The organism is Streptomyces sp. SDr-06 (assembly GCF_003324565.1).
Lineage (GTDB): Bacteria > Actinomycetota > Actinomycetes > Streptomycetales > Streptomycetaceae > Streptomyces.
This window is the reverse complement of sequence record NZ_QOLA01000024.1, coordinates 88,683-111,435: the sequence shown is the minus strand read 5'-3', so window position 1 is coordinate 111,435 and position 22,753 is coordinate 88,683. Positions and strand designations below refer to the sequence as shown.

The window sequence follows — 22,753 nt, the reverse complement described above, 5'->3', positions numbered from 1 at the left end:
CGTCCTGCACTGGTCCCACTGGCGTCGGAAACGGCAGTACCAGGCCCGCCTCAGCCACTACAAACGACGCGGCCACACCCCACCCGAAACTGTCCACCCGTCACAACAAACACCGTTGCAGTACTAGGAAGCTGCAGGGCTGACATACAACGCTCCTTGCACAGCGCGTACCTACATGGAAGGTGCGCAGGGCGTCTGCCGGTGGGAGGCGAGGGGGCGCGGCTACACTGAGAGTGCGCGCGGGCACGGCAGGTGACCGGGTCGCGGAGGGGAGGGTGGTCTGTATGACAGCGGGCAGTGCCGACTTCGCGCACCCTGACGGGGAGGTCCTCGCGGATGCCGCCGCGGTGTTCGGCCTGTTGGCCTCGGCCGCACGCCTGCACATTCTGTGGGCGCTGGCCGAGGGCGAGAGTGATGTGTCGGGGCTCGCGCAGCGGGTGGGCGGCGCGCTCCCCGCGACAAGTCAGCACTTGGCGAAGCTCAAGCTCGCCGGCCTTGTGGCGGCCCGTCGTGAGGGACGTCGCCAGATCTACTACGTCGACGACCAGGACATCGTTCCCGTCGTGCAGTTGATGTTGCGCCAACTCCGGGGGATGGCCGATCCATCCCCCGAGCCTCTCCTGCGTGCCGTGGGATCCTGAGGCCGGAAACGGGCCCCCGGTACGGGGAGTGTCACGTACGCGGCGCCCCCTCGCTACCGGGCCGACAGCATCGTGGGTGACGGGCCGACCACCCCTGTTCCTAACTCCTACGGCATCTCTCGCCATCGCGCGCCGGTCCTGAACCAATAGATCACGCCCTTGAACTGCTGCCGCAGTCGCTCGGGGTGCGGGCCGTACATGCCGATCGTCAGGTGCACGCGTGTCGCACACGATGTTCCACCGGCTCTGGGCCCGCCACGCGCGCGAATTCCGCAGACGATCGCGACTCGATGTCCGACCTAGCGGAAACTGTCCGCATGCTCTTCCGCCCATGAGCGGAACGTGCGCGCCGGCGCTCCGGTGATCTCCTCCACCGTGGATGTGATCAGGTTGGATTCGGGTCGAGCGTGAGCGCTGGCCAACAAGGCCTCGACGAGAGCGGGTGGCCTGCCGTCGGCGAGCATCCGTTGACGTGCGGCCTCTACCGGGAGCTTCTCGAAGTGCGCAGGGTGGCCGATCGCTTCCCCGATCGTGTGGACCTGCTGGGCTCTGCTGAGTACCTGCGGGCCGGTCAGGACGTATTTTCTACCCGCATGCCTGTCATCGGTCAGCGCCTGTACCGCCACGTCCGCGACGTCGCGTTCGTGGATCACCGCCGTGGCGGCGATGTCGGGGCCACGAACGACGTGGGTGGTGCGGATCTGCTCGGCCCACCCTCGCGCGTTGGAGGCGATGGTGTTCGACCGCAGGAATGTCCACTCCACGCCGGATCCTTCGATCAGCCGCTCCATGTCGGCGTGAAGCTGGTTGATCGGGTCTGTCTGGTGTTCGGCGTCTTCGTTCACACCCGACGACGAGAGATAGACGATGCGGCGGGCATGCCCCGCAATCGCCTCCAGTACGGCGCGGGCGCCCTCAGTCGTAAGGAACGGCCAGATCAAGAACACGGTGTCGCTCCCGGTCAGTGCTCCCTCGAGCGTGTCCGGCTGGGCCAGGTCCCCGCCCATTACCCTGACCCCCTCAGGTAGCCCGGCCGACTCGGGCTCACGCGCCAACGCGCGCACGGCGGTACCGGCGGCCAGGAGTTGGACAACGACCTGTCGGCCGACATTGCCGGTCGCGCCCATCACGAGAATCTCACTCATGATCAGGTCAGCCCCGGCCATGCCCAAGGTATTCCGAGACGGCCCGGGATGCTCCGCAACGCGGTTGAACTGCTGCCGCGGCCACGCGTCGGGCCCAGGCCGTACGCGCCGATCGGCGCGTACGGCCCGAACGCCCACTGCTCGTCGCTCAGTTGCGATGGAGTTGAGTGATACGACCTACCTGTCCTGGCCTGTCGCCACGGTTCGGCCACCAGCTTGACGCCGGCCGGACACCGGATGGCTGCCTTCCGTGTACGTGTCCCTTGTTCGGTGTGCTCCATACAAGGAACGGCGCTGCCCTGACCCCGTCCCACAGTTGTACAGTTGCGCAAAGTAGCAATCGTTCCGGCGGGTGCTCCTGCCCCCGACCGGCTCTGCAAGATGAAGGCGAGGACGCAATGTTCCGCAATGCCCTGGAGCCGTGGCATCTGCTGATCCTGGTGGCGGTGATCGTCCTGCTGTTCGGCTCCAAGAAACTGCCCGATGCCGCCAGGGCGCTGGGCAAGTCGATGCGCATTCTCAAGAGCGAGACCAAGGCAGTGAAGGAAGACGGCGGTATGCCACCGTCGGCGTCTGCCGAACCCGGCCCGGTTGCGACCGAGACGCCACGAACCATCCGGAACGCGCCCGGAGACACCTCTTCGGCCCGCCCTGTCGCAGAAGGCTTGCACGGCACGCATTGACCCTCAGGCCAAGCGGTGTCCTTCCGGCGCCCGGCCCGCGTGTGGTCCGCAAGCCCACACCACAGCCGTCGACCGCGGCGAAGACGCAAGGGTCTGCGCGCGCGGTCGGACGCGGCCTGAGTGGAGGCTGTTGAGCGACGCCGCACTCAGGCAGGGGGCGCCCACATGCCGTCCTTGCCGCGCGGCAGCCGATCCCGTGTCTTACCGGCACGAAGGCGGCAGTCAGGGCCGGTGAGAAGTCGGCTTTCCATGGCGGACGTCAGGATGCGCGCTGGGGTGCGCCGAGGTAGGTGAGGACGGCGAGGACGCGTCGGTGGCCGCTGTCCTCCGGGGGAAGGTCGAGCTTCGCGAAAATGTTGCCGACATGCTTGTGCACGGCTCGCTCGGTGATCACGAGGCGGCCGGCGATCTCGGAATTGCCGTGTCCCTGGGCCATCATGGCGAGTACTTCGCGTTCGCGCTCGGTGAGTCGTGCCAGGGGATTGTCGCGCGTCGCGAGGAGTTGGCGGACCACCTCGGGGTCCAGTGCGGTGCCGCCCGCCGCTACCCGGTGGAGCGCCTCGAGGAAGTCGTCGACGCGGGCGACCCGGTCCTTGAGCAGGTAGCCGACGCCGGTGCCATCGGCGAGCAGCTCTCGGGCGTAGGTGTCCTCGACGTACTGGGAGAGCACGAGGACCGGGAGGCCGGGAAGGAGTTGGCGGGCCCGGAGCGCGGCTCTGATGCCTTCGTCGGTGAAAGTCGGGGGAAGGCGGACGTCCACCACGGCCACGTCGGGCCGGTGGGTGAGCGCGGCCGTCACGAAGGACTCCGCGTCCTCGGTCGTGGCGAGCACTTCGTTTCCGAGGGCCTCCAGCAGTGCGCAAAGCCCCTGGGCGAGCAGTGCGTTGTCCTCGGCGATCAGGATGCGCACGGGCACTCCACGGTGATCACGGTCGGCCCGCCGGGCGGGCTCTGCACCCGCAGCACACCGTCGACGGCCTCGACACGTTGCCGGATGCCGCGCAGCCCGGTGCCGCCTCCTTCTGCCGCCCAGCCTCGGCCATCGTCGGTGATCTCCGCGCGGAGCGTGCCGCCGGCTCTGGTCAGGGTGACCGACACGGAAGCGGCCTGGCTGTGCTTGGCCGCATTGGTGAGTGCCTCGGTGATGGCGAAGTACACCGCCACCTCGACCTGCGCCGGTACGGCGCCGAGTGCGCCGAGTTCGACGGTGGCGGGTATCGGGCAGCGGGCGACGACCGCCGAGACCGCACCGCCGAGGCCACGGTCGGCGAGGATCGGCGGGTAGACGGAGCGCAGCACGTCACGCAGCTCGGCCATCGCTTCCTCGGCACCCTCCCGCGCCCGGGCCAGCAGCGGACCCACTGCCGCGGGGTCGGAGCCGAGCGTCCGCTCGGCGAGCCCGAGTTGCATGGCAAGGGACACCAACCGCGCCTGGGTGCCGTCGTGCAGGTCTCGCTCGATACGGCGCAGCTCGCTGCCGTGCGCGTCGAGCGCACCGGTTCGTGTCCGGTCCAAGGTCGCCACGCGCTCGGCCAGGACCGCGGCGGCCGAGGCGGAGAGCAGCCACCGGCTCACGGACGCCGCCAGCCGGGCCAGCAGGGGCGGGCCGAACAGAGCGAGCAGCACGCTCAGAAGGAACTGCGGCACTCCGACATAGAGCGCGGATCCCCAGCTGTCGATAGGGGCGTTGAGGATCAGCCGGACGGGTTCGTCCGCGGGGAAGAGCCACCACAGGCATGCGAGTACGAGCGCGGCCGCCGGGAACAGGAACATCACCGCGCCGATGAGCCCGAACACGGTGCCTGTCACCATCATGCCGAACGCCCAGCGCAGGTCGCGGCCGGTCGCCGGGTCCGACAGCACCGCCATCAAGCGCCTTCGCTCGTGCGGTCCGGCCGGCGCCGTGGAAGTCGCCGCCCACCGTCCCAGCCGGTCGCGTTCGGTGTCGGCCAGCCGGCGTAGCAGCCGCAGTTCGAGCGGCAGGACGAGCAGTCCCACGCCGACCAGGCAGAGAACAGCCGAGTACATCATCACGGGCACCAGGACGATCAGGCTCAGTCCACGGCCGAACGCGCCCACGCAGTATCGGGCGGCACGGGCCGAACGCGCCGCACTCACACGGTCCATCCATAACTCGTTCACGCGGGCCACTCTTCCTCTCCTCGGCCTCCCGGCGCAGTGGAGCCAACTACACCAACAGGAGGCGAGCGTGCACGATCGCCCTGGTCACCCCACGGTTCATAGCGTCACAGCCATGAAACGAACGAGCACCCCGCCCAACTCGCCACCCGGTCTCACCCCCTTCCTGGCGATCAGCTTCGCCGGAGCATGGATCACCATGATCCCGCTCTGGGCCGACGGACTGCGCCGTACGAACGCCGCGCAGCAGACGCCACCCCTCGCCGCGCTGTGCATGATCCTCATGATGCTCGTCCCGGCACTGACGGCCTTCGGTCTCACCGCACGCCGGCGGGGAGCACGCGGTGCGTTACGCGTCCTCGGGCTCACCAGGGCCACGCCGTGGCGGCACGAACTGCGTTGCGTGGCAGCGGCGCTCACGGTCCCGCTCGGCCTTACCGCCGCGGGTCTGGCCGTCTCGACCCTCGCCGGCTGGTACACCCCGGCCCACCTGCCCGGGCCCGGCACGATCGCGCCGCTCGTGCTGAGCGCGCTGGTGTCCGCGCCGCTGTACTTCGGCGAGGAACTCGGCTGGCAGGGCTACCTGCTGCCCCGGCTACTCCACCACGGCAGGACCCGCGGGTTGCTGATCGGCGGCGCGATCTGGGGGGCGTGGCACGTCCCCATGACCGCGCTCGGCGGCAGCTATCCCGGCCACCCCGCGCTGCTGGGCATACCCGTCGCCGTAGTGACGGCCATGCTGCTCGGAACGGTGATCGCCGCGGTGCGGCTGTCCACCGGGTCGGTCTGGGCGGCCGTTGCCGCGCACGTCTCGCTCAACGAGTTCGCGCTGCCGCTGACCCGTCACATCTCCGACGAGCTCGTCGACCCGCTGCTCGCCGGGCCGTTGAGCATCTCGACCTGGCCGGCCAGCGCCCTCGCCGTGCTGGGCATCTGGCTGACCCACCGGCGGCGCGCCGGGCACCCTGCGCTCGGCAACGACGCAGCGATCCACAACAAGCCGGCAATGCGGATCGGACGGAAGAACGGAAACGCCGACTGGCGGTCCGCAATCGCCGCCGCCAGGAGGGACAACTGACACGGTTTCCCCCGGCTGGTCCTTCTTTCGCCGTTCGGCGGTCATGCCCTGCGGGAACAAAGTGCTGCCCGACAGCTGCAGGGCAGCGGGCGCGGACAGCAGACCGGTCCCGCCTCGGCTCGATGTGCGGCGGGACCGGTCGTGGGGCTACATGTCAGCTCAGTCCGACCGCGGAGAGCGCAGTGGTCCAGTCGGTCGCGATGGCCTGCTGGGCCGGCGCGAGCTGCACCGTCCCGGAGCAGACGGCCTTGTACAGCTTGTACTCCACGGTGTCCTTGTCGTCCGAGGAGTAGCCACCCACGGCATAGCGCGGCTGCGGCCACAGGTTCTGGGGGCTGCGTGGATCCCCGCCCAGCGACAGCGGGATCAGGTGGTCTTCCTCGTAGTCCGCGGTGTTGGTGTCGGTGTAGCCGTACTCACCGATCTGCTGGACCTTCAGCGAGTTGGTGTAGCTGACGGGCGGCCGGATGGAACTGCTGTATCCGGATACACAGATCGTGTCGTAGATGGTGTCCTGTGTGACGTCCGGGTTGAGCGCGCCGGGCTGGCAGGAAGAGTCCTGCAGGGGCAGGCGGTCCTGGGAGCAGGTGGTGGCGGCGTGCGCGGTACCAGTGCCGCAGATGACCGCTCCGGCGATGAGAGGCAATGCGGAGGCGGTGACTACGAGTTGGCGCAGACGAGGCATGGGGGCTCCTTTGGTCGAGGCTGCCGCGGCCCTTGCCGGGGTGGCGTAGACATGACAGCAGTCATCCATCTATGCGGGTAGATCCCGACGGTGAACACCTCATGGCCGATGCGTTTCCACGACCTGACCCTGGCTCCTGACGTGCGGCGAGACACTCGCTTTCTTCGTTTGTTCCTGGTCTGGGCTTCCTTGATGCTGGCGCGGAATGTCTCAAGCCGAAGCCTCGCGAGACAGCTTGGGGACCGACGCGACAGCTGGCGCCACCTCTCTCGAACTGTCAGGCCGGATACTTGACTTGGGAGGCCAGCCCCGTCCCGGGCGAGCAGGCCGCCGAGGCCGTTGCTCGCGACGGTTCACCCCGGCGGCAAAGGAGGGGGTTGGACAACTGCGGGCGGCGGGCTGTTGGAGATGCGGGCGACAGCGCCCGTCGGCCCGCCGCAGGGCGCTGAAATCTGTGGTCGGTGTCGAGTGCTCCGTCGAACTCGAACACGGGTTTGGGGACGTCCCGGCCGGTCCGGTCGGTGATGGTGGCCAGGCCGACGAGTTTGGACGGGCCGCCGGCGACGTAGGTGGAGTCAGCTCTGATCTGCAGTTCGAACTTGCCGCTTTGGACTGTGTGGTGGTCGTCGTGGAAGGTGACCATGCAGATCCAGTCGGTGCCGGAGCCGGTGTCGGCGACCTTCGGGCCGCCTCGGTCGCACGCGGCGGAGGCGTCGATGCCGGCGACGGTGATTCCGGGAATTCCCAACATGTGGGCCTGCTGGACGTAGAGGTTCGCGAACGTGGGTGCCAGGGCCTTCTCGACGCGGACCTTGGTGACATCGGGGCTGCCGGCGGCTGTCGTGACGGTCACGGCGGCGATCGCCAGGGCCAGGCCCAGGCCGCTGGTGAGCAGTCGGGTGCGGTTCATGCGTTCAGCCTCCGGTGATGTCGCGGCGGTGCAGGGAGAAGTAGGCGAAGGCGAGGCAGACCCCGGTCCACGCGGCACTCACGGCCAGGCCGAAGGCCAGCGGGCCGTAGAAGGGGTGTGCGGTGAGCAGGCCGTGCCAGGAGTCCAGCGGTGTGGTCAACAGGAAGCGGCGGGTCAGGTCGATGCCGCCGATACTGCCGAGCAGTTCCATCACCAGGCAGGGGACGACGGGGGCGGCGACACCGGCGGCGGGGTTGCGGGTGACGACCGACAGCAGGATCGCGAGCGCGGTGAATCCGATCAGAGGTGCGAGGGCGGTCGCCCAGCTGGCGAGGACCAGCTGCAGCGCGGCGCCGGGGGCGATCAGCTGCCCGCTCAGTCCGGTCAGCGGCTGGGTTCCGATGAGCAGCATGCTGGTGACGACGGTACTGGCGGTCAGCACGATCATCGCCACGATCGTGAACCCGGTCGCGGTCAGGGTCTTGGCCCAGAAGATCTGACTGCGGCTGACCGACCGGGTCAGGATCGTCTTCCAGGTCCCGTGCTGGTCTTCGTTGGCGAAGATGTCACCGGCGACGAGGGAGGCGAGAACCGGGAAGATCCACTGCGAGGCGAAGGCGAGCAGGAACAACGGCATCGCGTATCCGCTGGTGTGGATCGGGCGACCGTAAATCGTGTCACTGGGCGTCTGCTGCTGTCCGTTGAAGACCAGGACGATCGCGATGGGCGCCAGGAGGCAGACCAGGAGGGCGTAGCGGCTGCGGGCCTGGGCTGCGAGCTTGGCGATCTCCCAGCGCACCACGGTCATGGTGCCGGGCCTGCGGATGGGGGAGGGGCCCGCGGAGGAGGCCGACGGCCGGACCCCGGGAGCGGTGGTCGTTGCATTCACTGGTGCGCTCCGCTGGTCGCCGAGGTGCTGGAGTCAGAAGTGGGTTCGGTGAGCATGAAGAACAGGGCTTCCAGCGGGGCTTCGTCCAGACTCAGTCCACGCAGGGCTATCCCCGCTCCGGCGATGTCGGCGATGAGCGCATCGACGCGGTGCTGGGGTCCGCGCACCGCCAGTGCGTCATCGGTGCGAGTGACGTCCAGATCGCGGGCGCGGGCGAGCTTCTCGGCGGCGTCATTGTCGGTGGTGGTGATGCGGTGGGCTTGGGCGGGTGCCTGTTCGCGCAGGGTGGCGATCGAGCCGTGGTAGACGACGGAGCCGGTGCGCATGATGGTGACGTCGTCGCAGATGTCTTCGACCTCGCCCATGTCGTGGCTGCTGAGCAGCACGGTCAGCCCGCTGGCGGCGAGGCGTTTGACGAGGGCTCGCATGTCGCGGATACCGGCCGGGTCCAGGCCGTTGGCGGGCTCGTCCAGGACGAGGAGTTTGGGGTCGCGCAGCAGGGAGGCCGCGACGCCCAGGCGCTGGCGCATGCCGAAGGAGTACCCGCCGACCTTGCTGCTCTGCCGGTCGGTCAGGTCGACGGTGTCGAGGACCTCGTCGATACGGTGGGGTGTGGTCCCGCCGTCGAGCCCGGCCAGCAGCTCCAGGTTCTTGCGACCGCTCAGGCCGGGATAGAACTTGGGACTTTCGATGAATCCGGCGACGCCTTCGAGCACACCGACGCCGGCGGACTGCCAGGATCGGCCGAAGACTTCCAGGGTGCCGCTGTCGGGACGGATGAGTCCGAACAGCATGCGCAGAAAGGTGGTCTTTCCGGCGCCGTTGGGGCCCAGGAGCCCGTACACCTCGCCCTGGGCGACCTGGATGGTGATGCCGTCGAGGGCCGTCAGGATCCCGTACGTCTTGGTGAGGTCGGCGGCATGGACCGCCAGCACTTCTGTCATGTGCCGGGACGCTAAAGATCACACATGAAACGGAGATGAAGTCCGCAGTCCGCAGTCCGCTGGCCGTGCAAGGGCAAGACGGGCTACACGCCCCCGTGGCGCTGACCGTCGTCGACGGCGCCGGCGGCAGACGCCGCGGCCATGGCGGGAGGGCTCTCGCTGTGGGCCAGGATGACGGTGACCGTGGTCCCGGCGCCCGGATGGCCGCAGTCGACAGCGAGCTGCTCGTTGCTGTGGTGGTGTGCCTCGCCGGAGCAGATCCGCAGTTCTCCGTGGTGCGCGTGGAGGGTGGCTTCGACCGGGGACAGGCCCAGCCCGCTGCCCGGGGAGGTGCGGGCGGTGTCAGCGCGGCTGAACCGCTCCGTCGCACGCTGGAGGAACAGCGGATCCATTCCGGGTCCGCTGTCGTGCACGGTCAGGACGGCCCAGGCACCGTTCCTGTAGGTGGCGGTGGTGAGGGTGGCGGTGGTGACCCTTCCGGCGCCGTGCCGCACGGCGTTGTCGAGAAGGTTGGTGAGCATCGTCGAACGAGAACGGCTTCGCCAGGTAGTCGTCCGCCCCCGCATCCAGCCCGGCGACCCGGTCGGGAACAGCGCCGCGCGCGGTGAGCATGAGCACAGGAAGCATGCGGTCGTGCCTGCGCAGCGCCTGGCATACAGCGATCCCATCAAGACCGGGCAGCATCACATCCAGCACCAGGCTGTCGTAGCCGCCGTTCAATGCCGCCGCGAGCCCTTCGGAACCCCCGTACCGTACGTCGACAACGTGTCCTGCCTCCCGCAGCCCGCGGGCGATCAGATCAGCCAGCCGTTGTTCGTCCTCCACCACGAGAACCCGCACAACGGCCCCCCTTTCCCGGCAACCGCCCCTGTCGCGCAGCGACCACCCACGCCGTCGAACCTTCGTCGCCGGCTCCGCCGGCATACGAGTGCGCCGGCGGCGACGCGCATTCTAATGTCCTGGAACCGTGTGCCGAGCCGCTGCCAGACCTTCCTGCCGACCGGCCGCTCCGACGATGACGCTGCTCCGCCTTCGAGACGGGACGGGCCTGCCAGTCTCACCCCCCGGTCCTAGCCCTGCCCGGTGATCTCCTCGGGCGGCAGTGCGGACAGCGTGCGCAGGGCGTTGAGGAAACCCCGGCGGTCCGCTGCCGGGAGGCGGGCCAGGAGTTGGTCCTCGCGGTGCTGGATCGCCGACTGGACGGCGTCGCGGAGGCGGCGGCCCTCGGATGTGAGGGAGAGCAGCCGGGCTCGGCGGTCGGCCGGATCGGGGCGGCGCAGGATCAGGCCGCGCCGCTCCAGGTCGTCGAGCACGCCGATGATGCGCGTCTTGTCGGCGCCGATGGACTGGGCCAGCGCGGACTGCGTGCGCACGGGCTCGTCCTCCAGGTGGAGCAGCACCGAATAGGCCCACATGGCCAGGCCGTGGTCTTTGAGAACAGGAAGTTCGGCGGCCATCAGGGCCCGGCCCAACGGAACCACCATCGCCGCCAGGTCTTTGCGCTCGCTCCGCCCGCCGCGCTCCGTCGTTCTTCCGTGCTCTGCCATGGTCTGGAAAATACACGTTGACAGATCATGTGCTGGAGCAGATCGTAGGCGCATGCTTACTAATCTGGATCGGATGCGGGACGCCGACGCCCAAGCCGTGCGGTACAGCGTCGAACTCGTGAACAAGGTGAAGCCCGGGGATCTCGGCAGGCCCACCCCCTGCGCGGACTGGACGCTCGCCGACCTGCTCGCCCATATGACCGCCCAGCACCGGGGGTTCGCGGCTGCCGCGGCCGGTGAGGGGGAGAACGAGGAGGCCTGGCGGGTCGTCCCGGCCGGAGCCGATGCCGTCGAGAGCTATGCGGCGGCTTCCGAGCGCGTGGTACGCGCCTTCGCGGCGGTCGACTCGGCCGAGCGGAAGTTCACCCTGCCCGAGATCGCCTCCGGCCCAACGTTTCCCGCCGGTACCGCCATCGCCTTCCACTTCATCGACTACGTCGTGCACGGCTGGGACGTCGCCCGCGCGCTCGGCCTCCCCTATGCGCCCGACCCTGGGCTGCTCGAAGCCGCGCTGCCGGTCGCCCTGGCCGTGCCCGACGGCGACGAACGGCTCGCGCCGGGCGCGGCCTTCCGGCCCGGCCTCGTGCCGCCCGGCGACCCGGACCCGCTCGACCGGATCCTCTCGGCCCTGGGCCGCTCACCGAACTGGCGGGCGGAGTAGGGGTGGGTGTCTTGGTGCCTGAGCTGGGCCTTCAGGGGAGCGAGTCGCCGACGGCGGCCGGGATGTGGGTCGCGGGGGAGGCCCGGCCTGGCCGCCCAACGGCCCATCCCGTTCAAGGATCAATCTGACCGCACTCCCGCCCAGTCTTCGTGATGGCTTGCGGCAGCTGCCAGGGGCACTCGGTCGTGAGCGGCGCCTGCTCCGGTTGCGTGCGCCCGGGCATGACCGCACCCTCAAGTGAAGGTAATGGCACTGTCCTGATTCAGCTATTTGGTCGCTGGTTGCTGTGGGCTCAGGAGTGCGGTCGGCTGCCGGTGAGGAGCGTCGTGGCGTACCAACGAGACATCTCCACGGAATCCCGGGCCGAGCCCCAGGGGGCGCTGCGGCGGCTGGCGGACGCGGCCTGGCAGAACGTGCTGCTCGCCGGGATCGCCTCCGCGCTTCTCGGTGTCCTGGTGCTGGCCTGGCCCGGTGCGACGCTGCTCGCGGTGGCGATCCTCTTCGGCGTGTACCTGCTGGTCAGCGGCGTCTTCCAGATCGCGGCCGCGCTGGGAACGCATACCTCGACGTCGTTGCGGGTCATGGGGTTCATCAGCGGTGCGCTGTCGGTCCTGCTCGGCCTGCTCTGCTTCCGGAGCGCTCTGGAGTCCGTGCTGATGCTGGCCCTGTGGGTCGGGATCGGGTGGCTGTTCCGTGGCATCACCCTGACCTTGGCCGCCGCCCACGACCCGTCCATGCCGGCCCGCGGCTGGCTGGTCCTCGCGGGCATCGTCAGCGTCCTCGGCGGCGTTGTCATGATCACCTCCCCGTTCACGTCGTTGGCCGTCCTGACCGTCCTGTCCGGATGCTGGCTCCTCGCCCTCGGCATCGTCGAGATCGTCACCGCCTTCCGGATCCGCAGCCGTGCCAAGCAGGCCTTGCCCGGAGAGGGGCCGAGCTGGGCGCCGGGACCGGGCGGGGTCGCGTCGGGCCCACCGCGCCGCACGCCATGACGGGGCCACGCCGCCACCGCCGAGGACTGACGCCGATCGAGTCCATGTAACGGTGCCCCTGCGGGCGGACGGGACCATCCCCTGGGTGCGGGTTTCCCAGGGGATGGCACGGACGGTCAGCGGAACAGGCCGAAAAACCCGCGGACCTGCTCGACCAGCGAATCCGGCTGCTCCAGCGCGGCGAAGTGGCCACCACGCGGCAGTTCCTCGAACCAGCGCAGGTCGGTGAACCGCAGCTCGGCCTCCCGCCTCGACGGACGGCTTATGTCGCGAGGGTAGACCGACAGCCCGGAGGGCGCGGTCACCTTGTCCCGGAAGTTGGCGAAGCCTTCCCAGTACAGGCGCGCCGACGACGTGGCCGACGCGGTGAACCAATAGACCGAGATCTCGTCGAGGATCGTCTGCCGCGACAACGCGTCCTCGGGATGGCCGTCGTTGTCCGTCCACGCCCAGAACTTCTCGGCGATCCAGGCGGCCTGCCCCGCGGGGGAGTCGGTGAGGCCGTAGCCGAGCGTCTGCGGCCGGGTCGCCTGGATCGCCGAGTACCCCCGGCCGGTGCGCTGCATCTCCTTCTCGGCCTTGAGATTCGCCAGCTCCGCGGGCGTCGGGTCGTCGAACGTGCCGGCCGCCACGGATCCCAGGTTCAGGTGCACGCCGACGACCCGCTCGGGTGCCACTTCGCCCAGCGCCCCGGTCACCGCCGAGCCCCAGTCACCGCCCTGCGCGCCGTACCGTTCGTAACCCAGCGAGACCATCAACGTGTCCCAGGCGCGCGCGATGCGAGCGATGCCCCACCCGGTCGTCGACGGCTTGTCACTCCAGCCGTACCCGGGCAACGACGGCGCGACCACGTGGAACGCGTCCGCCGGGTCACCGCCGTGCGCGCGCGGGTCGCTCAGCGGGCCGAGGATTTCCAGGAACTCGAGCACCGAACCCGGCCACCCGTGCGTGAGCACGAGCGGGAACGCGTCCGGCTCTGGCGAGCGGACATGCAGGAAGTGGATGCCCAGCCCGTCGATCGTGTCGCGGTACTGCGCGAATGCGTTCACCCGCTCCGCGAACCCGAAGTCGTAGTCCTCGGCCCAACTGCGGCACAGCTCCTGGGCGTACGCCAGCGGCAAGCCCTGTGACCAGTCGTCAACCGGTTCGCGCTCGGGCCACCGCGTCCGTCGCAATCGTTCACGCAAATCCGCTATCTCGGCTTCGGTGACGCTGACCTCGAATGGCTCGGCGGACATGGCAAGGCTCCTTACGGGTCAAGGCGTTACAAGCGCCAGTATCCGTGGGTGAGCAGCCCGCGTAGTGGGCGAGCGTGGAGCCACGCTGTGGTGCTTGGGCCCGAATATCGCGTCGAGCAGCCCACGCGTGCCGGTCTCGCACAGCGCCATCATCTGCGCGACCGGGAACCCTACGCACCCTGGCCGCGAAGGCCTCCCCGGGGGGCGTACTGGGCCGTGATCAATCTGCGGGTTTCGCCCCCGTCGGTCTGCCGGATCAAGGTGGGACCTGCGCGCTACGTTGATCACATGAGCTACGAAGCGAGCAAGATCGTGCGCATCAGGCCGCAGCAATTCCACGGGACCGTCGGCGTGGAGGATTGGCGTGTCGTGGGCGAGGGGGCGTGTGCGTACTTCCGTACCGCGTCGTTCGCGGTCGGCGCCCAGTTCGTGCAGGCGATCAGCGAGTTGCCCGGTGTGGGGGAGGAGTATCCGGACATCGACATGCGGCAGGAGGGCGTGCTCGTACGGCTGATCACGGTCACGGGTGACTACTACGGGCTGACCGAACGGCACGTGGAGCTCGCCCGGCAGGTCTCGGCGGTGGCTCGTAGGTTGGGCATACCGGCCGATCCGTCGGCCGTGCAGACCGTCCAGGTCACCATCGATGCGCTCGAAGGTCCCGGCGTGGTGGCGTTCTGGCGTGCTCTGCTCGGCTACCAGGACCGCGCGGGCAGCGGTGAGGACCTGATAGATCCGCGCCGCCGCGGGGCACCGTTCTACTTTCAGCAGATGGACGCACCGCGCCCCCAGCGGAACCGGGTACACGTCGATGTGTGGGTGCCCTACGACCAGGCCGAGGCACGGATAGCCGCCGCGCTCGCGGCTGGTGGCCGTCTGGTGAACGATGCCGACGCGCCGGCGAACTGGGTGTTGGCCGACCCCGAGGGCAACGAGGCGTGCGTCGGCGTAGCCGGCACGCCCGAGCCGACCACCGATTCCCCATGAGCGTCTCGTGCCAAGTCCGAGGCGTGGCAGCCCACTTGACGCACCGGCCGCTGACCCAGGTGGGCTGCAGTCGTCGTGTGAGCAGGGCACGCTTGCGAAGAAGATCGGGGCGGGCCGGCCGCGCATCTGGCGTTTCAGCAGCCGATTCCGCGCCGAGGGGGGCATGGTGCTTGCTGCTGCGCGGCCATGGGATTCGCACCGCACCACCTTCCCGCTCGAAACTCACAACAGCGCCCCGTCTCCGGCACGATCGGAAAGCGGGGCGCCTTGGGTGGTGCAAGGCCGTCGGGGGAAGCTCCGTCCGGCTTCCCCCGACGGTGCCCAGGGGCTGTCAGGCGAGGTCGTCGACCGTGGGGACGACGACGCCGTAGAGCTCGGTGACCGTGGCGAGTGCGCCGTCGTGGATCTGCTGGGCGGAGATGTGCTCCTGGCCCGCGGCGGTGGTGGGCAGGGACCGGGTGGCGGAGGCCTGGGCGACGACGGTGGGGCGGAAGCCGTTGAGGAAGGCGCCCTGGGCGGTGAACAGGACGCACATGTTCGTCATGAAGCCGGCGAGGATGACGTTGTCGTGTCCGGCTTCCTTGACGAGGGTGGCGAGGTCGGTCTCGTGGAAGGCGTTGGGGACGGACTTGATGACGCGGCCTTCCCCGGCGATGGGGGCGAGGTCGGCGACGATCTGACCGTCCTCGGTGTCGGGCTGGTAACCCTTGTCCTGGACGTGGATGACGGGGGCGCCTGCGGCGCGGGCTGCGTCAAGGAGGCGCTTGCCTTCGGCGACGGCGCTCTTCCATCCGTCCAGTTCCATGGTGCCGTGGGTGTAGGTGTTCTGGAAGTCGATGAGGATGACGGTGGCGTCGGCAAGGGCGGCGGGGGTCTCGTCGAACTCGTTGAGCTGGCGCAGCGTGGTGGTGCCCATGGGGTCCCCTTTGAAGAATGTGGAAGGCAGGAGCGCTGATGAGCGCCCTGTGGTGTTGGCGACGCTAACACAAGACGTAAGCGGGGTGTACACGGTGACGATGGTTCCGTTTGTGCGGGTTGATGGTTTCCCCTGGTCAGACGCGTTAGCGGTTCGTACATGAACTGTTAGCATGGCTTCATGTCGACAGCGAGAGAGCGCATTCTGGCCGCCACGACCGAGCTGATTGCTTCGCAGAGCGCGGAGGAGATCTCCACGCGGTCGATTTGCGCGAAGGCGCAGGTGGGGGCCCCTGAGATTTCCCGGCAGTTCGGAGGGAAGCGGGGGTTGATGGCGGTGGTGGCGGACCGTGGCTTTGAGCGTTTTCTGGCCAGTAAGCGGAAGAACCCCCGGACGGAAGATCCGGTGGCGGATGTGCGGACGGCGTGGGACAGTCACGTGCGTTTCGCCTTGGAGAACCCGCATCTGTATCGGCTGATGTTCACGCCGGACGGGGAGCCGAAGCCCCAGGCGGTCAAGGAGGCTCAGGCGTTGCTGCTGGGAGTGCTGCGGCGGTGCGAAGCGGCCGGGCGGCTCGTGCTGGCACCGGCGGTCGCGGGCCAGGCGATTTTGGCGGCGAACGTGGGAGTGTGCCTGATGATGCTGTCGTTCCCCGAGCTGTTCGGGGATCTGGCGGTGTCCGAGGTGGTGCGTGATGCGGTCCTCGGGAAGGTGACGGGTCAGGCGCAGGGGGACGGGGATGCGGGCCAGGCGGCTGCGGCGGTGCTGGCGCGGGCGCTGGTGGGGACGCTGTCGGGAACCGTGACGGTGGAGGAGGAAGTGGTGCAGGCGTTGTCGCGGTCGCTTGATTCTTAGATTTTCGCAGCTCAGAAGGGCCCCGTCCGGGTTGGGCGGGGCTTTTTCCTGCCCAGGGGTGTTATCGACGCTTACGTGATGTGTTAGCTTCGTAAACACCTCAAGGAGGGCTCGACGGGTCCTTGAGGTGACCGCTGCTGTGCGGGAGAAGTGCGTCACGGGGGACGCCAGGAGCCTTTTTGTCCCTTCCGGCCTGTCGGAAAGCACCTCTTTCTTCCGCATGTCCATTTTTTCGGAGGGGACCGGACATGTCTGCTGTACCCACGCCCGATGAGGCGCCCAACGAGCTGATGACGGGGGACTCCTTCCTGGAGAGCCTGCGGGACGGGCGTCAGGTTTTCGTGGACGGGGAGGTGGTCAAGGACGTCACCACCCATCCGGCGTTCGCGGGCGCCGCGAAGTCGTCCGCGCACCTGTACGACGCGCTGCACGCGCCGGAGACGAAGGACTTGATGACGACGGTCGACCGGTATACCGGCCACCGCGTCCACCGGTTCTTCACCCCCGCGCACTCGGCCGAGGAACTGCTCAAGGCCCGTGACGCGATCGAGCACTGGGCGCGCATGAGCTACGGGTTCATGAACCGCACGCCCGACTACAAGGCCTCCTTCATGGCCGGCCTCGTCTCCACCCAGGACTTCTACGCCCCTTACGACTCCAACGCGCGGGCCTGGTACGAGAAGTACGTCAAGCAGGGCATGGCCGTCTCGCACGCGATCGTCAACCCGCCGGTGGACCGCAACCGGGCGTCGCACGAGATCTCGGACGTGTTCATCACGGTCGTCGAGGAGCGGGATGACGGCATCGTGGTGGAGGGAGCCAAGCTGATGGCGACCGGCTCGGCCCTGACGAACGCGGCGTTCGTGGGTCAGATCCACCTGGGCAACCTGCAGAAGGGCAAGGCAGAGGACATGGCGCTGGCGTTCATCGCGCCGATGAACACCCCGGGCCTGAAGGTGATCTGCCGTCCCTCCTACGAGAAGAAGGCCGCCTCTCCGTTCGACAGTCCGCTCTCCAGCAGGTTCGACGAGAACGACACGGTCCTGGTCTTCGACAACGCGTTCATCCCGTGGGAAAACGTGCTGATCTACCGGGACACCGAGAAGATCCACGAATACTTCCCCCGCTCGGGCCTGCTGTCGCGCGGCTTTTTCCAGGGCGCCATCCGCATGGCGGTCAAGCTGGAGTTCATGGCGGGACTCTTGGACAAGGGCACTCGCATGAACGGCACCCAGGACTTCAGGGGGGTCAAGGCCGGGCTGGGTGAACTCCTCGCCTGGCGTCATCTGACGTGGGCGATGACCACCGCCATGGCGATGGACCCCGAGGAGGGCCCGGCGGGAACGGTGCTGCCGAAGCTGGAATATGCCGCCAGCCACCGGGTGCTGGCCCCCTTGTCCTGGCGCCGGGTCCACGACTTCTTCGAGGAGCACCTGGCGGGCTCGCTCTTGATGACGGGCTCCAGCTACAAGGACTTGCAGAACACCGAGCTGCGTCCGCTGCTGGACCGGTTCTACCGGGGCTCGGCAGGCGGCGCCGAGGAGCGGATCAAGCTGTTCAAGCTGGCGTGGGACGCGATCGGCAGCGAGTTCGGCGGCCGTCATGAGCTGTACGAGCTGAACTACGCGGGCGGCCCCGACCAGGTGCGTCTGGACACCGCCAACGCCGCGCAGGCGATGGGGCTGCTGGACGCCTACGGCGCCCAGGTCGACAAGGCGATGGGCGACTACGACCTGGACGGCTTCACCCGGGGCCGCTGGGCCGAGGACCGCTGACCGCAGGGTCTCCCACAGACGCAGCCGGGTGCCGTCTCCCCCTTCCCCCGTCGGCGCCCGGCTGCCCTCCTGCTTACGCTCTGGAGGTTTTTCCCGTGACTGATGACCTGCGCAGCGTCATGCGCCAGTTCGCCACCGGTGTGTGTATCGCGACGACTTGCCGCTCCACACGGGCCGGTGCCCGCCGCCACAACGCGATCACCGTCAACTCTCTCGCCTCACTGTCCCTCACTCCGCCACTGGTGAGCTTGAGTTTCCGGGCGGACTCCGAATTCCTCGCCGATGCGCTGGCCTCACGCGTATTCGCCGTTTCCATCCTCGGCGCGGACGCGGAAGAGACGGCCCGTACGTTCGCGGGACGGCGGCCCGAGCGGGACCGTGCCCTGCGCACCGCCGCCACCCGTCCCGGAGAGCACACCGGAGCGCTGCTGTTCGCCGGGGCCGGGTGGATGGAGTGCCGCTACTACGACCACCACGCGGTCGGTGACCACGTCCAGGTGATCGGCGAGGCCGTCGCCCTGGGTGCTGCCGGCTCCGCGCACACTCCGCTGATCTTCCTCGGTGGTGGTTTTCACCGCCTCGACACCGAAAGCGCCGCCTCATGAACCGCACCCGTATTTTCGCCGCCGCCCTGATGGCCACGAGCATGCTCACCACTCCCACCGCGCACGCCACCGGTGCCAGTACCACCACGTTCATGTGCGTTACCGACAGCATGGACGGCGGGAAGACGACCGCCGTTGCGCCCGAGGCCGCCGCCTCCCTGAAGCAGCGCACCCGGTCGTACGAAGGGCCGTGTGCCGCGTTCGGCCCCGCCCAGGATCTCGGCAACGGCAACCTGCGCTCCTACACCCAGACCAATCAGGACGGCACCCCCTACGCGGTCGGGGTGACGTTTACCCGCGATGCGCTGGCGGGGCTGCCCACCGACATGAACGACCGTCACCACTGCTACGACGTCAACGGTGACGGGCGCATGGACCAGGACACCGAATGCGTCGGCGGCTATGAGCACCCCCTCGCCCTGCCGTTGGCCACCGGCACCGCAGCGCCGGGCCTGTCCTCCCAGTGGGTGCTGACCAACTACAACCCGAAGGGGCACGGCATGGCTGGCATTTACGACGTGCCGCACTTCGATTTCCACTTCTACCTCAAGCCCAAGTCGGTGCGGGACGCGATCCGTACCGGGCCGTGCGGGCTCGTCATCAACTGCGACGACTACGCCACGGCCACCAAGGAAATCCCCGCGCCGTACATGCCGGCCGGCTACATGGACCACAAGGAAGCCGCCGAAGGCGCCATGGGCAACCACCTCATGGACACCGACGACTCCCCTGAATGGCATGGCCAGCCGTTCACGCACACCTTCATGTACGGAGGGTGGGACGGAGACCTCCTGTTCGAGGAGCCGATGATCACCAGGGCGTGGTTCACGGGCCTCGCCGCCGGGACCAACGCGAACGGCTGCTTCCCCGTCAACCAGCCTGCCGCGTGGAAGAACGCCGGGTTCTACCCCCGCCAGTACTGCATCACCTACGAGCAGGGCCGCGACGACTTCACCGTGTCGCTCCGCGACTTCTTTTCTGCCCCCGGAGCGTGAGTGATGAACGGGGGATCATCCATCGCCGTCGTCGGGGGCGGCGCAGCGGCGGTGTGCCTGCTCGACGCGCTGGCCGCCGCCACGTTGGCGCCCGGCTCTTTGACCGTGTTCGAGCCGTCCCCGCACCTGTGGCGGGGCAGGCCCTACCAGGTCGACACCGAAGCCCTCACGATCAACATGGTGCCCGCCGACATGTCGGTACGCGCGGGGGATCCGGAGCACTTCGCGTACTGGCTCGCCGGCCGCGACCGGATCGCGACAAGCATCTCCGTGTCCGACCCGCACTCCGGGGCCCGCTTCGTCGCCCGCACCATTTACGGCGAATACCTCGAAAACACCGCCTACAGTGCCATGGGCAGGCTGCGCCGTAACGGCTGGCGTGTCGATCTGATCGGCGCGCCGGTGACCTCGGCCGCACGCTGTGCGCGGCGGGTCATGCTCCAGACGAAGGACGGCCGGGCCCGTGTCTTCGACTACGCCGTGCTGTGCGTAGGGAGGGGAGCGCCGGAGGATCTCTACAGTCTGGCGGGCACCGAGGGGTATCTCGGGGACCCGTATCCGGCGGTCGACCGGCTTCACGAGATCGGCGGGGACGATCACGTGGCGATCCTCGGCAGCGGTCTGACGGCCGTCGACACCGTGCGGTACCTGGCGGCGAGGGGCCATCAAGGCAGTATCACGATGGTCTCCCGCAACGGGGTGCTTCCCGCGGTGCGGCAGCGGCAGGCCGACTTCACGGTGACCAACCTGACCCAGCCGCGCATGCGGGCCCTCGCGGCGCAGGGCGGGACGTTGTCGCTGGCCGAGCTGGCCGCCATGTGCCGCAGCGAACTCGTCCAGGCCGACTGTGACCCCGGCAGGGTTGTCGCGGAAATCGGTTCCATGTTCACCGAAAAGCCGCTGGACCGGCTGCGCCGTCAGCTGTCACTGGTCGACGACACGGATCTGGGGCTGCGCATATTGCAGCGGGCCATTCCCGACACCGGGCCCGACGTGTGGCCGCTGCTGGCCGAGCGGGACAAGAAGTATCTGCTGCGCCGGCACCACCGGGCGCTGATGAGCCTGTGCTGCCCGATGCCGCCCGCCTCGGCCGCCCTGCTGCTGGAGCTGGCGGACACAGGACAGCTGTCCGTGCAAGGGGGGCTGCGCCATGTCGTCCCGCAAGGCAGTACCCGTTTCACGCTCACCACGGCCGACGGCACCTTCACGGCCGACCGGATCGTCAACACCATCAGCCCTTCCGCCCAGCGCATCCCGCACGCGGCCCAGGGTCTGGTCACCTCGCTGCTGCGCTCGCGCAACGCGGCCGTCCACCCCTATGGAGGGCTGGCCATCGAACGTGCCACCAGCCGTCTGACGGTCGCAGGACAGGCGGATCCGTGTCTGTACGCGCTGGGCGACCTTGCGGCCGGCGCCCTGTTCTTCACCTGGGGAATTCCCTCGCTGGTCGACCGGGCCCGCGACATCGCCGATGCCATCACCGCCCACCGGGCGGCCGCCTCGCTGACGCCCGCGCTGCTGAGCGCCTGACTCAAGGAGACCACCGTGACCCGTGAAGACGTGCGCCCCGTGTTCCTCGCGGATACGGCCACCGGGCTGCCCATCCCCGCCGACACGACATTCGCCACCGTCACCGAGCACCGCCGCCATGTCAAGCAGCGCCTGGCCGCCGCGCTGCGCCTGTTCGGCCGCGAGGGCTTCGGGGAGGGAATATCGGGACACATTTCCGTCCGCGACCCCCAGTACACCGACCAGTTCTGGGTCAACCCGTTCGGAGTGTCCTTCAACCGGGTCACCGTCGCCGACCTGATCCGTGTCGACAGTGAAGGCCGCGTGGTGGCGGGAGTGCGGAAGGTGAATCCGTCCGCGTTCGTCATCCACGCGGCGATCCACCAGCAGTACCCGGACCTGCACGCCATCGCGCACGCCCACACGCCCCACTCCCGCGCGCTCGGCTCGCTGGGCCGGCTGCTGGAGCCCATCGACCAGGAATCCGCCGCCTTCCACGGCCGCCAGGCCCTGTACGAGGCGTACGAGGGTCCCTCGGTCACCGTGCAGCAGGGCCGCGACATCGCCGCCCGCGTCGGGGACAACAGCGCCCTGGTGCTGCGTCACCACGGCCTGATCACCGTCGGCGGTTCGGTCGAGGAAGCCGTCCACCGGTTCTTCACCTACGACTCCTGCGCCCAGGTGCAGTTGCTGGCCCACGCTGCCGGAAAACCCCACGCCTTCACCGCCGCCCAGGCCGAGGCCGCCGCCCAGGGGTTCGGCGATACGCAGCTGGCCCGCTTCAGTTTTGAGCTGCTCTGGGACGAGATCACTCACGACCAGCCCGATTTCCTCAACGAAAACTAAGGCGCGTCCGCGCCCCTCTGTCTGCAGTGCGAAGGGAAACCCGTGAGAGTCCTTCTGTTCGGCGCGTCCGGGAACATCGGCTCGACGATCACCCACGAACTCATCACACGCGGCCACCACGTCACCGGAGTCACGCGTACCGGGAACACCACCACCACCACCGGGAACTACACCGCCCGGGCCGGCGATGTCCGGGACGCCCGCACGGTTGCCGCCCTCGCCGAAGGCCACGACCTGGTGGTCTCCGCGATCGGCCCCCGCCACGGCGGAAACGACGACGACCGCGACATCATCGTGGGTGCCACCGCAGCCCTCATCTCCGGCCTGCGCCTGACCGACATCACGCGCCTCGTGGTCCTGGGCGGCGCCGGCAGTCTGCTGACGGCGCCCGGCGTCCGCGTCATTGACTCACCGCACTTCCCCGAGATGTGGAAGGCGAACGCCTCCGCCCAGAACGAGGCGCTGGAAATGTACCGGCAGGTCAGTGACCTGGACTGGACGTTCGTCTCGCCCCCCAAGCTGATCGAGCCAGGGGAGCGGACCGGCGCCTACCGCAAGGGCGGTGATGAGCTGCTGACCGACGCGAACGGCGATTCGAAGATCAGCATCCCCGACTTCGCGATCGGATTCGCCGACGAGGTCGAGCGGGGTTCCGCGATCCGCGCCCGTATCAGCCTCGCCTACTGACCTTCCCCCTACAGCCCCGGCCCTGC

General features: G+C 68.7%; 24 protein-coding genes and 1 pseudogene. 13 read left to right on the top strand and 12 right to left on the bottom strand.

Going from position 1 to position 22,753, the window contains the following annotated elements; all coding sequences use genetic code 11:
* The first annotated feature begins 284 nt into the window (after window positions 1–284).
* Window positions 285–641, top strand: a complete 357-nt coding sequence (locus tag DT019_RS32990; RefSeq protein WP_114040645.1) for an ArsR/SmtB family transcription factor — start codon at window positions 285–287, stop codon at window positions 639–641.
* Window positions 642–940: 299 nt separating this feature from the next.
* Here DT019_RS32990 and DT019_RS32980 read toward each other — a convergent pair whose 3' ends face one another.
* The gene (locus DT019_RS32980) at window positions 941–1,807 is read right to left on the bottom strand and encodes an NAD(P)H-binding protein (RefSeq protein ID WP_114040643.1); all 867 of its coding nucleotides are present in this window, start codon (window positions 1,805–1,807) and stop codon (window positions 941–943) included.
* Window positions 1,808–2,184: 377 nt separating this feature from the next.
* Between DT019_RS32980 and tatA the strand changes: the two genes are divergently transcribed.
* A complete protein-coding gene (tatA, locus tag DT019_RS32975) occupies window positions 2,185–2,469 on the top strand; it encodes a Sec-independent protein translocase subunit TatA (RefSeq protein WP_114040642.1) in 285 nt (94 codons plus the stop codon).
* A 259-nt stretch (window positions 2,470–2,728) separates the two neighbouring features.
* Here the strand turns inward: tatA and DT019_RS32970 are convergent, their stop codons facing one another.
* Entirely contained in the window at window positions 2,729–3,379 is a 651-nt protein-coding gene (locus DT019_RS32970; RefSeq protein ID WP_114040641.1) for a response regulator transcription factor, read from the bottom strand.
* On the bottom strand, window positions 3,367–4,596 hold the full coding sequence (locus tag DT019_RS32965; RefSeq protein WP_114040640.1) for a sensor histidine kinase: 1,230 nt from the start codon (window positions 4,594–4,596) through the stop codon (window positions 3,367–3,369). The genes DT019_RS32970 and DT019_RS32965 overlap by 13 nt, the downstream gene beginning before the upstream one ends.
* Window positions 4,597–4,723: 127 nt before the next feature.
* Here DT019_RS32965 and DT019_RS32960 point away from each other — a divergent pair, with 127 nt between their 5' ends.
* Complete coding sequence (locus DT019_RS32960) at window positions 4,724–5,686, top strand: CPBP family intramembrane glutamic endopeptidase (RefSeq protein ID WP_114040639.1); 963 nt, start codon at window positions 4,724–4,726, stop codon at window positions 5,684–5,686.
* Window positions 5,687–5,840: 154 nt separating this feature from the next.
* Here the strand turns inward: DT019_RS32960 and DT019_RS32955 are convergent, their stop codons facing one another.
* From DT019_RS32955 to DT019_RS32925, 7 genes and pseudogenes are all read right to left on the bottom strand, one after another.
* Window positions 5,841–6,371 carry a hypothetical protein gene (locus DT019_RS32955; protein WP_114040638.1) on the bottom strand — a complete coding sequence of 177 codons (531 nt, stop codon included), beginning with the start codon at window positions 6,369–6,371 and terminating at the stop codon, window positions 5,841–5,843.
* A gap of 277 nt (window positions 6,372–6,648) precedes the next feature.
* A complete protein-coding gene (locus DT019_RS32950) occupies window positions 6,649–7,281 on the bottom strand; it encodes a hypothetical protein (RefSeq protein WP_189390137.1) in 633 nt (210 codons plus the stop codon).
* 4 nt (window positions 7,282–7,285) lie between these two features.
* Window positions 7,286–8,170 carry an ABC transporter permease gene (locus DT019_RS32945; RefSeq protein WP_223279872.1) on the bottom strand — a complete coding sequence of 295 codons (885 nt, stop codon included), beginning with the start codon at window positions 8,168–8,170 and terminating at the stop codon, window positions 7,286–7,288.
* Window positions 8,167–9,114, bottom strand: a complete 948-nt coding sequence (locus tag DT019_RS32940) for an ABC transporter ATP-binding protein (protein ID WP_114040637.1) — start codon at window positions 9,112–9,114, stop codon at window positions 8,167–8,169. The genes DT019_RS32945 and DT019_RS32940 overlap by 4 nt, the downstream gene beginning before the upstream one ends.
* Before the next feature lie 83 nt (window positions 9,115–9,197).
* Window positions 9,198–9,635, bottom strand: coding sequence for a sensor histidine kinase (locus DT019_RS32935; protein ID WP_114040636.1), 438 nt, complete (start codon window positions 9,633–9,635; stop codon window positions 9,198–9,200).
* Window positions 9,636–9,690: 55 nt separating this feature from the next.
* A pseudogene (locus DT019_RS41140) lies at window positions 9,691–10,038 on the bottom strand (response regulator); the annotation flags it as partial.
* A 146-nt stretch (window positions 10,039–10,184) separates the two neighbouring features.
* A complete protein-coding gene (locus DT019_RS32925; RefSeq protein WP_114040635.1) occupies window positions 10,185–10,661 on the bottom strand; it encodes a MarR family winged helix-turn-helix transcriptional regulator in 477 nt (158 codons plus the stop codon).
* Between the two features lie 52 nt (window positions 10,662–10,713).
* Between DT019_RS32925 and DT019_RS32920 the strand changes: the two genes are divergently transcribed.
* Both DT019_RS32920 and DT019_RS32915 read left to right on the top strand, forming a co-directional pair.
* Window positions 10,714–11,322 (top strand): TIGR03086 family metal-binding protein, encoded by a 609-nt coding sequence (locus tag DT019_RS32920; RefSeq protein ID WP_114040634.1) that lies wholly within the window; start codon window positions 10,714–10,716, stop codon window positions 11,320–11,322.
* A gap of 326 nt (window positions 11,323–11,648) precedes the next feature.
* Window positions 11,649–12,314: an HdeD family acid-resistance protein gene (locus DT019_RS32915; protein WP_223279871.1), complete on the top strand. Its 666-nt coding sequence runs from the start codon at window positions 11,649–11,651 to the stop codon at window positions 12,312–12,314.
* 116 nt (window positions 12,315–12,430) lie between these two features.
* On the opposite strand, the gene DT019_RS32910 is transcribed toward DT019_RS32915, so the two are convergent.
* Window positions 12,431–13,552: an epoxide hydrolase family protein gene (locus DT019_RS32910; protein WP_114040633.1), complete on the bottom strand. Its 1,122-nt coding sequence runs from the start codon at window positions 13,550–13,552 to the stop codon at window positions 12,431–12,433.
* A 288-nt stretch (window positions 13,553–13,840) separates the two neighbouring features.
* Between DT019_RS32910 and DT019_RS32905 the strand changes: the two genes are divergently transcribed.
* Entirely contained in the window at window positions 13,841–14,539 is a 699-nt protein-coding gene (locus DT019_RS32905; RefSeq protein ID WP_189390131.1) for a VOC family protein, read from the top strand.
* A gap of 331 nt (window positions 14,540–14,870) precedes the next feature.
* Here the strand turns inward: DT019_RS32905 and DT019_RS32900 are convergent, their stop codons facing one another.
* Entirely contained in the window at window positions 14,871–15,455 is a 585-nt protein-coding gene (locus DT019_RS32900) for a cysteine hydrolase family protein (protein ID WP_114040632.1), read from the bottom strand.
* A gap of 180 nt (window positions 15,456–15,635) precedes the next feature.
* Here DT019_RS32900 and DT019_RS32895 point away from each other — a divergent pair, with 180 nt between their 5' ends.
* The 7 genes from DT019_RS32895 (at window position 15,636) to DT019_RS32865 (ending at window position 22,727) form a co-directional block, all read left to right on the top strand.
* Window positions 15,636–16,310: a TetR/AcrR family transcriptional regulator gene (locus DT019_RS32895; RefSeq protein ID WP_114040631.1), complete on the top strand. Its 675-nt coding sequence runs from the start codon at window positions 15,636–15,638 to the stop codon at window positions 16,308–16,310.
* Between the two features lie 248 nt (window positions 16,311–16,558).
* Window positions 16,559–18,085 carry a 4-hydroxyphenylacetate 3-hydroxylase family protein gene (locus DT019_RS32890; protein WP_114040630.1) on the top strand — a complete coding sequence of 509 codons (1,527 nt, stop codon included), beginning with the start codon at window positions 16,559–16,561 and terminating at the stop codon, window positions 18,083–18,085.
* Between the two features lie 95 nt (window positions 18,086–18,180).
* Window positions 18,181–18,690: a flavin reductase family protein gene (locus DT019_RS32885; protein ID WP_114040629.1), complete on the top strand. Its 510-nt coding sequence runs from the start codon at window positions 18,181–18,183 to the stop codon at window positions 18,688–18,690.
* Window positions 18,687–19,685, top strand: coding sequence for a DUF5602 domain-containing protein (locus DT019_RS32880; protein WP_114040628.1), 999 nt, complete (start codon window positions 18,687–18,689; stop codon window positions 19,683–19,685). The genes DT019_RS32885 and DT019_RS32880 overlap by 4 nt, the downstream gene beginning before the upstream one ends.
* A gap of 3 nt (window positions 19,686–19,688) precedes the next feature.
* Window positions 19,689–21,215: an FAD/NAD(P)-binding protein gene (locus tag DT019_RS32875; RefSeq protein WP_147267374.1), complete on the top strand. Its 1,527-nt coding sequence runs from the start codon at window positions 19,689–19,691 to the stop codon at window positions 21,213–21,215.
* A gap of 15 nt (window positions 21,216–21,230) precedes the next feature.
* On the top strand, window positions 21,231–22,040 hold the full coding sequence (locus tag DT019_RS32870) for a class II aldolase/adducin family protein (protein WP_223279870.1): 810 nt from the start codon (window positions 21,231–21,233) through the stop codon (window positions 22,038–22,040).
* A gap of 42 nt (window positions 22,041–22,082) precedes the next feature.
* A complete protein-coding gene (locus DT019_RS32865) occupies window positions 22,083–22,727 on the top strand; it encodes an NAD(P)-dependent oxidoreductase (protein ID WP_114040626.1) in 645 nt (214 codons plus the stop codon).
* The last annotated feature ends 26 nt before the right edge of the window (window positions 22,728–22,753 follow it).

What these genes read in the sequence shown, in the direction of transcription:
- DT019_RS32990 (WP_114040645.1), top strand. Translation starts at nt 285, where the DNA reads ATGACAGCGGGCAGTGCCGACTTCGCGCACCCTGACGGGGAGGTCCTC.
- DT019_RS32980 (WP_114040643.1), bottom strand. Translation starts at nt 1,807, where the DNA reads ATGGCCGGGGCTGACCTGATCATGAGTGAGATTCTCGTGATGGGCGCG.
- tatA (WP_114040642.1), top strand. Translation starts at nt 2,185, where the DNA reads ATGTTCCGCAATGCCCTGGAGCCGTGGCATCTGCTGATCCTGGTGGCG.
- DT019_RS32965 (WP_114040640.1), bottom strand. Translation starts at nt 4,596, where the DNA reads ATGGACCGTGTGAGTGCGGCGCGTTCGGCCCGTGCCGCCCGATACTGC.
- DT019_RS32960 (WP_114040639.1), top strand. Translation starts at nt 4,724, where the DNA reads ATGAAACGAACGAGCACCCCGCCCAACTCGCCACCCGGTCTCACCCCC.
- DT019_RS32955 (WP_114040638.1), bottom strand. Translation starts at nt 6,371, where the DNA reads ATGCCTCGTCTGCGCCAACTCGTAGTCACCGCCTCCGCATTGCCTCTC.
- DT019_RS32950 (WP_189390137.1), bottom strand. Translation starts at nt 7,281, where the DNA reads ATGAACCGCACCCGACTGCTCACCAGCGGCCTGGGCCTGGCCCTGGCG.
- DT019_RS32940 (WP_114040637.1), bottom strand. Translation starts at nt 9,114, where the DNA reads ATGACAGAAGTGCTGGCGGTCCATGCCGCCGACCTCACCAAGACGTAC.
- DT019_RS32935 (WP_114040636.1), bottom strand. Translation starts at nt 9,635, where the DNA reads ATGCTCACCAACCTTCTCGACAACGCCGTGCGGCACGGCGCCGGAAGG.
- DT019_RS32925 (WP_114040635.1), bottom strand. Translation starts at nt 10,661, where the DNA reads ATGGCAGAGCACGGAAGAACGACGGAGCGCGGCGGGCGGAGCGAGCGC.
- DT019_RS32920 (WP_114040634.1), top strand. Translation starts at nt 10,714, where the DNA reads ATGCTTACTAATCTGGATCGGATGCGGGACGCCGACGCCCAAGCCGTG.
- DT019_RS32910 (WP_114040633.1), bottom strand. Translation starts at nt 13,552, where the DNA reads ATGTCCGCCGAGCCATTCGAGGTCAGCGTCACCGAAGCCGAGATAGCG.
- DT019_RS32905 (WP_189390131.1), top strand. Translation starts at nt 13,841, where the DNA reads ATGAGCTACGAAGCGAGCAAGATCGTGCGCATCAGGCCGCAGCAATTC.
- DT019_RS32900 (WP_114040632.1), bottom strand. Translation starts at nt 15,455, where the DNA reads ATGGGCACCACCACGCTGCGCCAGCTCAACGAGTTCGACGAGACCCCC.
- DT019_RS32895 (WP_114040631.1), top strand. Translation starts at nt 15,636, where the DNA reads ATGTCGACAGCGAGAGAGCGCATTCTGGCCGCCACGACCGAGCTGATT.
- DT019_RS32890 (WP_114040630.1), top strand. Translation starts at nt 16,559, where the DNA reads ATGTCTGCTGTACCCACGCCCGATGAGGCGCCCAACGAGCTGATGACG.
- DT019_RS32880 (WP_114040628.1), top strand. Translation starts at nt 18,687, where the DNA reads ATGAACCGCACCCGTATTTTCGCCGCCGCCCTGATGGCCACGAGCATG.
- DT019_RS32875 (WP_147267374.1), top strand. Translation starts at nt 19,689, where the DNA reads ATGAACGGGGGATCATCCATCGCCGTCGTCGGGGGCGGCGCAGCGGCG.